The sequence below is a fragment of the Vibrio sp. 1874 genome (assembly GCF_033344395.1).
GTDB lineage: Bacteria > Pseudomonadota > Gammaproteobacteria > Enterobacterales > Vibrionaceae > Vibrio > Vibrio alginolyticus.
This window is the reverse complement of sequence record NZ_JAWPOR010000028.1, coordinates 17,330-30,545: the sequence shown is the minus strand read 5'-3', so window position 1 is coordinate 30,545 and position 13,216 is coordinate 17,330. Positions and strand designations below refer to the sequence as shown.

General features: G+C 45.8%; 9 protein-coding genes and 1 pseudogene. 9 read left to right on the top strand and 1 reads right to left on the bottom strand.

What is annotated here, in order from left to right; all coding sequences use genetic code 11:
- The 9 genes and pseudogenes from R8N46_RS23600 to rpoC form a co-directional block, all read left to right on the top strand.
- Nucleotides 1–71 (top strand): annotated as a pseudogene (locus R8N46_RS23600) (elongation factor Tu); the annotation flags it as partial.
- Between the two features lie 266 nt (nucleotides 72–337).
- The gene (secE, locus tag R8N46_RS23595) at nucleotides 338–718 is read left to right on the top strand and encodes a preprotein translocase subunit SecE (RefSeq protein WP_005384680.1); all 381 of its coding nucleotides are present in this window, start codon (nucleotides 338–340) and stop codon (nucleotides 716–718) included.
- A 13-nt stretch (nucleotides 719–731) separates the two neighbouring features.
- Nucleotides 732–1,280 (top strand): transcription termination/antitermination protein NusG, encoded by a 549-nt coding sequence (gene nusG / locus R8N46_RS23590; protein WP_005384681.1) that lies wholly within the window; start codon nucleotides 732–734, stop codon nucleotides 1,278–1,280.
- Nucleotides 1,281–1,444: 164 nt separating this feature from the next.
- A complete protein-coding gene (gene rplK / locus R8N46_RS23585) occupies nucleotides 1,445–1,873 on the top strand; it encodes a 50S ribosomal protein L11 (RefSeq protein ID WP_005384682.1) in 429 nt (142 codons plus the stop codon).
- 4 nt (nucleotides 1,874–1,877) lie between these two features.
- A complete protein-coding gene (gene rplA / locus R8N46_RS23580) occupies nucleotides 1,878–2,579 on the top strand; it encodes a 50S ribosomal protein L1 (protein ID WP_005384683.1) in 702 nt (233 codons plus the stop codon).
- 293 nt (nucleotides 2,580–2,872) lie between these two features.
- Nucleotides 2,873–3,367 carry a 50S ribosomal protein L10 gene (gene rplJ, locus R8N46_RS23575; protein WP_005382538.1) on the top strand — a complete coding sequence of 165 codons (495 nt, stop codon included), beginning with the start codon at nucleotides 2,873–2,875 and terminating at the stop codon, nucleotides 3,365–3,367.
- 57 nt (nucleotides 3,368–3,424) lie between these two features.
- On the top strand, nucleotides 3,425–3,793 hold the full coding sequence (gene rplL / locus R8N46_RS23570; RefSeq protein WP_005382540.1) for a 50S ribosomal protein L7/L12: 369 nt from the start codon (nucleotides 3,425–3,427) through the stop codon (nucleotides 3,791–3,793).
- 252 nt (nucleotides 3,794–4,045) lie between these two features.
- Nucleotides 4,046–8,074, top strand: a complete 4,029-nt coding sequence (gene rpoB, locus R8N46_RS23565) for a DNA-directed RNA polymerase subunit beta (RefSeq protein ID WP_005384685.1) — start codon at nucleotides 4,046–4,048, stop codon at nucleotides 8,072–8,074.
- Between the two features lie 104 nt (nucleotides 8,075–8,178).
- Nucleotides 8,179–12,381, top strand: a complete 4,203-nt coding sequence (gene rpoC / locus R8N46_RS23560) for a DNA-directed RNA polymerase subunit beta' (RefSeq protein WP_005382514.1) — start codon at nucleotides 8,179–8,181, stop codon at nucleotides 12,379–12,381.
- A 173-nt stretch (nucleotides 12,382–12,554) separates the two neighbouring features.
- Here rpoC and R8N46_RS23555 read toward each other — a convergent pair whose 3' ends face one another.
- Nucleotides 12,555–13,046: an Rsd/AlgQ family anti-sigma factor gene (locus R8N46_RS23555; protein WP_005382515.1), complete on the bottom strand. Its 492-nt coding sequence runs from the start codon at nucleotides 13,044–13,046 to the stop codon at nucleotides 12,555–12,557.
- Nucleotides 13,047–13,216 lie beyond the last annotated feature (170 nt).

Here is a 13,216-nt window from a genome sequence, read left to right as displayed (position 1 = left end):
GTCTACGTTTCGCGATCCGTGAAGGTGGCCGTACAGTAGGTGCTGGTGTTGTTGCTAAGATCTTCGACTAATTCATAGCGAATTAGCGATGCTTTCGGAAAATCTTGAATTAGATTTGACGAACCAGTAGCAAAAAGGGCATCATTTGATGCCCTTTTTCTGCACTCAACATTATTTTTGCTGTTTTCTTGTTCAGAAGTGGGTTGGGCGCAGAGCAAGATTAAGCAAAGAGGCTTAATCTTAAGAAGAGTACGCTGATTTTTTCAGCGATATGGAGTTTGCCCTGCAACAGCGGGGTTGTTGTCGTCTATATTAAGACTTGTAACAGGTTGGTTTTATGAAAGCAAATAATGCTGAAACTCCTGATAGCTCAAACGCAGCAGATACGTTTAAGTGGGTAGCCGCTTTCGTATTGGCAGCTGCCGCTGTTGTGGGTAATTACCTGTATGGTGAAATGTCTGTAGTGGTTCGTGCTGCAGGCGTTGTTGTTCTTATTGCAGCTGCCTTAGGCGTTGCAGCAACAACGACTAAAGGTAAAGCAGCGATCAGTTTTGCAAAAGAATCTCGTATGGAAGTACGTAAAGTTGTTTGGCCTACTCGCCAAGAAACCATGCAAACAACACTGATCGTTTTAGCTGTAAGTATTGTAATGGCTCTAGTGCTATGGGGTATTGACGGAATTATGGTTCGTCTAGTAGCTCTAGCAACTGGGGTATAGAGGGTTTTTATTCATGAGTGAAGCTCCAAAAAAACGCTGGTATGTGGTTCAAGCCTTCTCTGGATTTGAAGGTCGTGTAGCTCAATCTCTGCGCGAGCATATCAAAATGCACGGCATGGAAGAGCTATTCGGTGAAGTACTGGTTCCTACTGAAGAAGTAGTGGAAATGCGCGCGGGTCAGCGTCGCAAATCTGAGCGTAAGTTCTTCCCAGGTTACGTCCTTGTTCAGATGATTATGAACGATGAATCATGGCACCTAGTACGCAGTGTGCCGCGTGTCATGGGCTTCATTGGTGGTACCTCAGACCGTCCGGCACCTATCACGGATAAAGAGGCTGACGCGATTCTTAATCGTCTTGAGAAAGCGAGTGAAGCGCCTCGTCCGCGTACAATGTACGAAGCGGGTGAAGTGGTACGTGTTAACGAAGGTCCATTTGCTGACTTCAACGGTACTGTTGAAGAAGTGGATTACGAGAAGAGCCGCCTGAAAGTGTCTGTATCGATCTTTGGTCGTGCGACACCAGTTGAGCTTGAATTTGGTCAGGTTGAAAAGCTGGACTAAGACTCTTCGTTAAAGAGTATAAAAAATCACCTTTTTAGGGTTGTATAAGGCGCGGATTATGACTATAATTTCGCGCCTTTTTACTTCAAGTGAAGTAAAAAGTTTCTTACACAAACGGGGAGCTGATCCGCGATTAGCGTTTGTACCCAAACTTAGGAATTATCATGGCTAAGAAAGTTGAAGCTTACATCAAGCTACAAGTTGCTGCTGGTATGGCTAACCCTAGTCCACCAGTAGGTCCTGCACTAGGTCAACACGGTGTGAACATCATGGAATTCTGTAAAGCGTTCAACGCAAAAACAGAATCTATTGAGAAAGGTCTACCAACTCCAGTAGTTATCACAGTATACAGCGACCGTTCTTTCACGTTCGTAACTAAGACTCCACCTGCTGCTGTTCTTCTTAAGAAAGCTGCTGGCGTTAAGTCTGGTTCAGGTCGTCCAAACACTGAAAAAGTTGGTACTGTAACTGACGCTCAAATCCAAGAAATCGCAGAAACTAAAGCTGCTGATATGACTGGTGCTGACATCGAAGCGATGAAGCGTTCTATCGCTGGTACTGCTCGTTCAATGGGCCTAGTGGTAGAGGGTTAATAAGATGGCAAAACTAACTAAGCGCATGCGCGTAATCCGCGAAAAAGTTGACGTAACTAAAGAATACGAAATCAACGAAGCTGTTGCTCTTCTTCAAGAACTAGCGACTGCTAAATTCGTTGAGTCTGTAGACGTTGCTGTTAACCTAGGCATTGATGCTCGTAAATCTGACCAGAACGTACGTGGTGCAACTGTACTACCTCACGGTACTGGCCGCGAAATCCGCGTTGCAGTGTTCACTCAAGGTGCTAACGCTGAAGCAGCTAAAGAAGCTGGCGCAGACATCGTAGGTATGGAAGATCTTGCTGAGCAAGTTAAGAAAGGCGAAATGAACTTTGACGTAGTTGTTGCTTCTCCAGATGCAATGCGCGTTGTAGGTCAACTAGGTACTATCCTAGGTCCTCGCGGTCTTATGCCAAACCCTAAAGTTGGTACTGTAACTCCTAACGTTGCTGAAGCAGTTAAAAACGCTAAAGCTGGTCAGGTTCGTTACCGTAACGACAAAAACGGCATCATCCACACTACTATCGGTAAAGCAAATTTCTCTGCTGAGCAGATCAAAGAGAACCTAGAAGCACTTCTAGTTGCTCTGAAGAAAGCTAAGCCATCTTCAGCGAAAGGTACTTTCCTGAAGAAAGTAAGCATCTCTACTACTATGGGTGCTGGTGTTGCTGTTGATCAGGCTAGCCTGAACACTCAAGCATAATTTATTTGCTTAGGCGCAAAATTAGTGTATAATTTTGCGCCTAATATTTGTGGTTGGGGCTGAACTTTGGTTCTTTGAACTGTCTCCTAGTTCGAAATGAATTAAGACCCAGTCTCCGTCCAAGACCGTAGGTGTTTGTGTAAAAGCAAACTTAATTATCCTACGTAGATGGTGCCCGAACTGACAGAAAGCTCTATGTAATATAGTTAACTTTCTTCTGGGGAAGCACCTCAATAGCTCTCACTGTCGTGATGATAGTGAGTGGTGTAACGACAACCAGGAGTAAATCCAAGATGGCTTTAAACCTTCAAGACAAAAAAGCAATTGTTGCTGAAGTCAACGAAGCTGCCAGTGGTGCACTTTCTGCAGTTGTAGCTGATTCTCGTGGCGTTCAAGTTGGCGCGATGACTTCTCTACGTAAACAAGCTCGTGAAGCTGGCGTTTACATGAGAGTTGTTCGTAACACTCTTGCTCGTCGTGCGGTTGAAGGTACTGAGTACGAGTGTCTAACTGACACTTTCACTGGTCCTACTCTAATCGCATTCTCTAATGAGCACCCAGGTGCTGCAGCGCGTCTTTTCAAAGACTTCGCTAAAGAGAACAAAGATTTCGAGATCAAAGCTGCTGCATTTGAAGGCGCTTTAACTGACGCTGAAGTACTAGCAACACTACCAACTTACGACGAAGCAATCGCACGCCTAATGATGTGCATGAAAGAAGCTTCGGCTGGCAAGTTGGCGCGTACTATCGCAGCTATCCGCGATCAAAAACAAGAAGCAGCGGCATAAGCCTTGCTTTTTACTGGTTGCTTAATAAACTTATTGTTGACTTAAAAGAGAATTGTTATGTCTATTACTAACGAGCAAATCCTAGACGCAGTTGCAGAAATGTCTGTAATGCAAGTTGTTGAACTAATCGAAGCAATGGAAGAGAAATTCGGTGTTTCTGCTGCTGCTGCTGTTGTAGCTGGCGGCGCTGCTGCAGGCGAAGCTGCTGCTGAGCAAACTGAATTCGACGTAATCCTAGAAGCTGCTGGCGGTAACAAAGTTGCTGTAATCAAAGCAGTACGTGGCGCAACTGGCCTAGGTCTTAAAGAAGCTAAAGCTCTAGTAGACGGCGCTCCAGCACCTCTTAAAGAAGGTGTTGAGAAAGCAGAAGCTGAAGCTCTTAAAGCTCAGCTAGAAGAAGCTGGTGCAACTGTTGCTGTTAAGTAATTATTGCATAGTTTCTTAGCCTAACGGCTAATTGGCTGGTGGTTTTTTAACCACCGGCCTTTTTGCGCTGTAGGGTATAGGCGAATTTTCCCGCTGTTTAAGCGCCTGATATCCATGCAAAAAACATTTCATTCTTACGAAATGAAATGTCACTACAGTAAACAGCTATATTAGTCACTGTCCCTTACCCCCCTTAAGTAACTAGGAGCGGGCGGACAGTTTGGGTCACTTATCAGCGAGCTGAGGAACCCCATGGTTTACTCTTATACCGAGAAAAAGCGCATCCGTAAGGACTTTGGTACTCGTCCACAAGTTTTGGACATTCCATACCTGCTATCGATCCAGCTCGATTCGTTCGACAAATTTATCGAACAGGATCCTGAAGGTCAATACGGTCTTGAAGCCGCTTTCCGTTCTGTATTCCCGATTCAGAGCTACAACGGCAATTCTGAGCTGCAATACGTTAGCTACCGTCTTGGTGAGCCAGTTTTTGACGTTAAAGAATGTCAAATCCGCGGTGTAACTTACTCAAAGCCACTACGTGTAAAACTACGCCTAGTTATCTTTGATAAAGACGCGCCAGCAGGTACTGTAAAAGACATTAAAGAACAAGAAGTCTACATGGGTGAAATTCCACTCATGACAGACAATGGTACCTTCGTAATCAACGGTACCGAGAGGGTTATCGTATCCCAGCTGCACCGAAGCCCAGGCGTGTTCTTCGACAGCGATAAGGGTAAGACCCACTCTTCAGGTAAAGTTTTATACAACGCACGTGTTATTCCTTACCGTGGTTCATGGCTTGATTTCGAGTTTGATCCTAAGGATAACTTGTACGTTCGTATCGACCGCCGTCGTAAGCTACCAGCATCGATCATCCTTCGAGCACTAGGTAAGTCGACAGAAGAAATCCTAGATATCTTCTTCGAGAAAGTGAACTTCGAAGTGAAAGACCAAACTCTATTGATGGAGTTGGTTCCGGATCGTCTACGTGGTGAAACTGCGTCATTCGACATCGAAGCAAATGGTAAAGTTTACGTTGAGCAGGGTCGTCGCGTAACAGCTCGTCATATCCGCCAACTAGAAAAAGATGGCGTTGATCACATCGAAGTACCAGTTGAGTACATCGTTGGTAAAGTTGCATCTAAAGATTACATCAATGAAGCAACTGGCGAGATCATTGTTAACGCTAACCAGGAAATCAGCCTGGAAGCACTAGCGAACCTATCTCAGGCTGGCCACAAAGCGCTAGAAGTTCTATTCACGAACGATCTAGACCACGGTCCATTCATGTCAGAAACACTACGTATCGACAGCACGGTTGATCGTATTTCTGCATTGGTAGAAATCTACCGCATGATGCGCCCTGGTGAGCCGCCAACAAAAGAAGCTGCAGAAGCTCTATTCGAAAGCCTATTCTTCTCTGAAGAGCGTTACGATCTATCGACTGTTGGTCGTATGAAGTTCAACAGCTCTATCGGCCGTGAAGATGCTCAAGAGCAAGGCACGCTTGATGAAACTGATATCATCGAAGTGATGAAGAAGCTGATCGCGATCCGTAACGGTAAGGGCGAAGTGGACGATATCGACCACCTAGGCAACCGTCGTATCCGTTCTGTAGGCGAAATGGCTGAGAACCAGTTCCGTGTAGGTCTAGTACGTGTTGAGCGTGCAGTTAAAGAGCGTCTAAGCCTAGGCGATCTTGACGCAATCATGCCTCAAGACTTGATCAACGCGAAGCCAATTTCAGCGGCAGTTAAAGAATTCTTTGGCTCTTCACAGCTTTCACAGTTCATGGACCAAAACAACCCGCTATCAGAAGTAACGCACAAGCGTCGTATTTCTGCATTGGGTCCTGGCGGTCTAACTCGTGAACGTGCTGGCTTCGAAGTACGTGACGTACACGTAACTCACTACGGTCGTCTATGTCCTATCGAAACGCCTGAAGGTCCAAACATCGGTCTGATCAACTCTCTATCTGCGTTTGCGCGTTGTAACGAGTACGGTTTCCTAGAGACACCATACCGTCGCGTTGTAGATGGCGTAGTAACAGACGAAGTAGATTACCTATCTGCAATCGAAGAAGGCCAATTCGTTATCGCACAGGCGAACGCTAAGCTAAACGAAGATGGTACTTTTGCAGATGAGCTGATCACAGCTCGTCAGAAAGGTGAATCTGGTCTACACCCTCGTGAGCACGCTCAGTACATGGACGTTGCGACAAACCAGGTTGTATCTATCGCTGCATCGCTTATCCCGTTCCTAGAACACGATGATGCGAACCGTGCATTGATGGGTGCGAACATGCAACGTCAGGCAGTTCCAACACTGAAAGCTGACAAACCGCTTGTTGGTACTGGTATTGAACGTAACGTAGCAGTTGACTCAGGTGTAACTGCAGTTGCTAAACGTGGTGGTGTAATCCAGTCAGTAGATGCTTCTCGTATCGTTGTTAAAGTTAACGAAGAAGAGCTAGTACCAGGTGAAGCTGGTATCGACATCTACAACCTGACTAAATACACACGTTCTAACCAGAACACATGTATTAACCAGCGCCCATGTGTGATGCCAGGTGAGCCTGTATCACGCGGTGACGTTCTTGCTGATGGTCCTTCAACAGACCTTGGTGAACTAGCGCTTGGTCAAAACATGCGTATCGCGTTCATGCCTTGGAACGGTTACAACTTCGAAGACTCGATCTTAGTATCTGAGCGCGTAGTTCAAGAAGACCGTTTCACGACTATCCACATCCAAGAACTGACTTGTGTGGCGCGTGATACTAAGCTTGGTTCTGAAGAGATCACAGCGGATATTCCAAACGTAGGTGAGTCTGCTCTGTCTAAACTAGACGAGTCAGGTATCGTTTACATCGGTGCTGAAGTTAAGGGTGGCGACATCCTAGTTGGTAAAGTTACACCTAAAGGTGAAACTCAGCTAACGCCTGAAGAGAAGCTACTACGTGCAATCTTCGGTGAAAAAGCATCTGACGTTAAAGATACTTCACTACGTGTACCTAACTCTGTATCAGGTACGATCATCGACGTTCAAGTCTTTACTCGCGATGGCGTAGAGAAAGACAAGCGTGCGCTTGAAATCGAACAGATGCAGCTTAAAGAAGCGAAGAAAGACCTAACTGAAGAATTCCAGATTCTTGAGGGCGGCCTTCTAAACCGTGTTAAAGCTGTATTGATTGAAGGCGGTTACTCTGAAGCGAAACTAGACACAACTGATCGTAAGAAGTGGCTAGAACTAACGCTAGAAGATGACGCACTACAAACTCAGCTTGAGCAACTTGCTGAGCAGTGGGATGAGCTAAAAGCCGACTTTGATAAGAAGTTCGAAACTAAGCGTCGTAAGATCACTCAAGGTGATGATTTAGCACCTGGTGTACTGAAGATCGTTAAGGTTTACCTAGCGGTTAAACGTCGCATTCAGCCTGGTGATAAGATGGCGGGTCGTCACGGTAACAAGGGTGTAATCTCTAAGATCAACCCTGTTGAAGACATGCCATACGATGAGAAAGGTCAGCCTGTAGACATCGTACTTAACCCACTGGGTGTACCTTCGCGTATGAACATCGGTCAGATCCTAGAAGTACACTTAGGTCTGGCAGCGAAAGGTATCGGTGACAAGATCAACCAGATGGTTAAAGAGCAGCAAGAACTAGCGAAATTCCGCGAGTTCCTACAAAAAGTTTACGATCTAGGCGACACTCGCCAGAAAGTAGACATTGCTTCTCTATCTGATGATGAAGTACGTACTCTGATCAAGAACTTGCGTGGCGGTCTACCAATCGCGACTCCTGTATTTGATGGCGCTCCAGAAGAGTCAATCAAAGCACTTCTTGAGCTAGCAGATCTACCAACATCAGGTCAGTTAACACTGTTTGATGGTCGCACAGGTGATGCGTTTGAGCGTCCTGTAACTGTTGGTTACATGTACATGCTGAAACTGAACCACCTTGTTGATGACAAGATGCACGCTCGTTCAACTGGTTCGTACAGCCTAGTAACGCAGCAACCACTAGGTGGTAAAGCTCAGTTCGGTGGTCAGCGTTTCGGTGAGATGGAAGTATGGGCACTAGAAGCATACGGTGCTGCTTACACGCTACAAGAAATGCTAACGGTTAAGTCGGATGACGTTAACGGCCGTACTAAGATGTACAAGAACATCGTAGACGGTAACCACAGCATGGAACCTGGCATGCCAGAATCGTTCAACGTACTGTTGAAAGAGATCCGCTCGCTAGGTATCAACATCGAGCTAGAAGACGAAGAGTAATCCTTTTCTCTCTTGATGAAAGTCGAGAGAATCAAAGCGATTATTTGGAAGAAGGTGCTCACTTTAGCGAGTGAGCTCCTTTTAACTCCTTACAGGAGCTGATTGTGAAAGACTTATTAAACTTTCTAAAAGCACAGCATAAGACCGAAGAATTTGATGCAATCAAAATCGGTCTATCTTCACCAGACATGATCCGTTCATGGTCTTTCGGTGAAGTTAAAAAACCTGAAACGATCAACTATCGTACGTTCAAACCTGAACGCGATGGTCTGTTCTGTGCGCGTATCTTTGGTCCAGTTAAAGACTACGAATGTCTTTGTGGTAAGTACAAGCGCCTGAAGCACCGTGGTGTTATCTGTGAGAAGTGTGGTGTAGAAGTTACACAAACTAAAGTTCGTCGTGACCGTATGGGCCACATTGAACTGGCTTCACCAGTAGCTCACATCTGGTTCCTAAAATCGCTACCGTCTCGTATCGGTCTACTAATGGATATCCCTCTACGTGATATCGAACGCGTTCTGTACTTCGAAATGTACGTAGTAACAGAGCCTGGTATGACTGATCTAGAAAAAGGTCAGATGCTTACTGAAGAAGAGTATCTAGATCGTCTAGAAGAGTGGGGCGACGAGTTCACTGCTAAGATGGGTGCGGAAGCTATCAAGGACCTACTAGGTTCTATGGATATGCACGCTGAAGCAGAACAAATGCGTGAAGAGTTAGAGACAACAAACTCTGAAACTAAGCGTAAGAAAGTAACTAAGCGTCTTAAGCTGGTAGAAGCGTTCATCGCATCGGGTAACAACCCTGAGTGGATGATCCTAACTGTACTTCCAGTACTTCCGCCAGATCTACGTCCTCTAGTACCTCTAGATGGCGGCCGCTTTGCGACTTCTGATCTTAACGATCTATACCGTCGTGTGATCAACCGTAACAACCGTTTGAAGCGTCTTCTAGAGCTAGCGGCTCCGGACATCATCGTACGTAACGAAAAACGTATGCTGCAAGAGTCTGTTGATGCTCTACTAGATAACGGTCGTCGTGGTCGTGCGATCACAGGTTCTAACAAGCGTCCTCTGAAATCTCTTGCTGATATGATCAAGGGTAAACAAGGTCGTTTCCGTCAGAACCTTCTAGGTAAACGTGTAGACTACTCTGGCCGTTCTGTAATCACAGTAGGTCCATACCTGCGTCTACACCAGTGTGGTCTTCCTAAGAAGATGGCACTTGAGCTATTCAAACCATTCATCTACAGCAAGCTAGAGACTCGTGGTCTTGCGACTACAATCAAAGCTGCTAAGAAAATGGTAGAGCGTGAAGAAGCGGTCGTTTGGGATATCCTAGACGAAGTAATCCGTGAACACCCAGTACTATTGAACCGTGCACCGACACTTCACCGTCTAGGTATCCAGGCGTTCGAACCAGTACTGATCGAAGGTAAAGCGATTCAGCTACACCCACTTGTTTGTGCGGCGTACAACGCGGACTTCGATGGTGACCAAATGGCGGTTCACGTACCTCTAACTCTAGAGGCACAACTTGAAGCTCGTACTCTGATGATGTCGACAAACAACATTCTGTCGCCAGCGTCAGGTGATCCGATCATCGTACCTTCTCAGGACGTTGTATTGGGTCTGTACTACATGACTCGTGAAAAGATCAACGTGAAAGGTGAAGGCATGTACCTTTCTGGCCCAGAAGAGGCTGAGAAAGCATACCGCACTAAACAAGCTGAGCTTCACGCACGCGTTAAAGTACGTATTACAGAAACTGTTGTAGACGAAGACGGCAACAGCACTACAGAAACCAAGATGGTAGACACCACTGTTGGTCGTGCAATGCTATGGCAAATCGTGCCAGCTGGTCTACCGTACAGCATCGTTAACCAAAAGCTAGGTAAGAAGCAAATCTCTAACCTACTTAACGAGGCGTACCGTAAACTAGGTCTGAAAGACACAGTAATCTTCGCTGACCAAATCATGTACACAGGTTTCGCATACGCGGCACTTTCTGGTGTATCTGTTGGTATCGACGATATGGTTGTACCAGCAGCTAAGTACACTGAAATCGCAGAAGCGGAAGAAGAAGTACGTGAAATCCAGGAACAGTACCAATCAGGTCTTGTTACTGCGGGCGAACGCTACAACAAAGTTATCGATATCTGGGCATCGACCAACGACCGTGTTGCGAAAGCAATGATGGAAAACCTTTCATCTGAAACGGTAGTTAACCGTGACGGTGAAGAGGAACAGCAAGAGTCATTCAACAGCATCTATATGATGGCGGACTCGGGCGCTCGTGGTTCTGCAGCACAGATTCGTCAGCTTGCGGGTATGCGTGGTCTGATGGCGCGTCCAGATGGTTCAATCATCGAAACGCCGATCACAGCGAACTTTAAAGAAGGTCTAAACGTACTTCAGTACTTTATCTCAACGCACGGTGCTCGTAAGGGTCTTGCGGATACGGCACTGAAAACAGCGAACTCGGGTTACCTAACTCGTCGTCTAGTAGACGTTGCTCAAGACGTTGTTGTAACTGAACATGACTGTGGCACTCACGAAGGTGTCGACATGATGCCTCACATCGAGGGTGGTGATGTTAAAGTTGCACTTTCTGAGCTTGCTCTTGGTCGTGTTGTTGCTGAAGACGTACTAAAACCTGGCACTGAAGACGTTCTTATTCCACGTAACACCCTGATCGATGAGAAGTGGTGTCAAATCATGGAAGAGAACTCAGTAGACAGCATGAAAGTGCGCTCTGTAGTAACGTGTGATTCTGACTTCGGTTGTTGTGCACAATGTTACGGTCGTGACCTAGCACGTGGTCACCTAGTGAACCAAGGTGAAGCAGTGGGTGTTATTGCTGCTCAGTCTATCGGTGAGCCAGGTACACAGCTAACGATGCGTACGTTCCACATCGGTGGTGCGGCATCGACAGCAGCGGCAGAGAACAGTGTTCAAGTTAAGAACAACGGTTCTATCAAGCTACACAACGCTAAATCTGTATTGGCTGATGACGGTAAGATCGTTATCACTTCTCGTGCGACAGAGTTAACTATCGTTGATGAGTTTGGTCGTACTAAAGAGAAGCACAAACTGCCTTACGGTACGCTACTAAGCAAAGGCGATGGTGATACAGTTCAAGCTGGCGAAACAGTTGCAAACTGGGAAGCGCACACACTACCTATCATTACTGAGGTAGCAGGTCGCATCCAGTTCGTAGATATGATCGACGGCGTAACAGTATCTCGTCAAACTGATGACCTAACTGGTCTATCTTCAAGCGAAGTAACTGACCCAGCAGCTCGCCCTTCAGCAGGTAAAGATATGCGTCCAGCTATCAAACTTGTTGACGAGCAAGGTAACGATGTAATGATCCCTGGTACTGATATGCCAGCTCACTACTTCCTACCTGGTAAAGCGATTGTGAACATCGAAGATGGCGCAGCAGTAGGTGTTGGTGCAACACTAGCACGTATTCCTCAGAAGTCTGGCGGTAACAAAGATATCACCGGTGGTCTTCCACGAGTTGCTGACCTATTTGAAGCACGTAAGCCGAAAGAGCCTGCAATCCTTGCTGAGCACACAGGTACTGTGAGCTTTGGTAAAGAGACGAAAGGTAAACGTCGCCTAGTGATCACACGTGAAAGCGGTGAAGCTTACGAAGAGATGATTCCTAAGCATCGTCAGTTGAACGTATTCGAAGGTGAAAAAGTTGAACGTGGTGATGTGATCGCAGATGGTCCAGAGTCTCCACATGACATCCTACGTCTACGTGGTGTACACGCGGTAACGCAGTACATTGCTAACGAAGTACAGGAAGTTTACCGTCTACAAGGCGTTAAGATTAACGATAAGCACATTGAAACTATCGTTCGTCAGATGCTGCGTAAGTGTACTATTACTCACTCTGGTGACTCTGAGTTCCTACCTGGTGAACAGATTGAGTACTCACAAGTTAAGATTGCTAACCGTAACCTAGAAGCTGAAGGCAAAGAGCCTGCACGTTTCGAACGTGAACTACTAGGTATTACTAAAGCATCTCTAGCGACTGAGTCGTTCATCTCTGCGGCATCGTTCCAGGAGACAACTCGCGTACTAACAGAAGCTGCGGTTTCTGGTAAGCGTGATGACCTACGTGGTCTGAAAGAGAACGTAATTGTTGGTCGTCTGATCCCAGCTGGTACTGGTTTCGCATACCACCAAGAGCGTCAAGCTAAACGTTCTGAAGCGCAAGATGGTCCTTCTGCTGAGCAAGCAACGGATAACCTAGCGGCACTTCTAAACGCTGGTTTCTCTTCTGAAGAGTAAGTCATATAACGAGTAATCGTTAAAAGCTTAAGAAAAAGGCACCTTCGGGTGCCTTTTTAGTTTTTTATACTGCTTTGTTCTTCCGGTGGGATTTTCGATAAAGCTAGAAACAAAAAAGACCGACGATGATCGTCAGTCTTTTCTCTCACTCTATTTCTGAATGTTTGCAAATACTAAGCTCCAGGTGGCATAGACAGGCTTTCTGCGATTTGCTGTATCAGATAGTCCTCGACTTCAAAGCGAGTCTCAAGAATTTCCCCAATGAGACACATATCAGAATCGAAATCATTTAATTCATCATCTTCAGTCACTTCTGAGTACTTATCGTTAAAGTTCAATAATGGTTCAGTCGTTAGAACAATTTGACCATAGGTTTGATTGATCTCATTAGTCACGACAAAGCCGGTTGCTTTCCAACGGTCCATAACCATGTCATAAATTTTAAAGTGGCCTTCGGAGATGTAATCAACGAGGTGCTGACAGAAATCCTGCAGTTCGGAAGGAGATGGGAGTTCAATAACATTGGTTTTCGAACAAGGTTGCAGCGCTGCAAGCTTACAATATTCAACAATCAGGGATTGTCGTGTCTCTAACCAGTGATCAATGACATCACTTGAGCCACCCCACTGGTCTTGTGTTTGTTTGAATTTTCTTAGCATGACCATGCCCTCATGATCTGATCGCCCATCGGCGAACGTATCCTTTGCAAAGCAAAGTTAGTAAAGTTATTACAAACTCTTGTCCTTACTAGAATTTAGAGTGCACATTTACTTAACGATAAACTCTAGTATGAAATTAGATTGCCAGTAAAATGAACGAACTTCAAGCAAAGGGA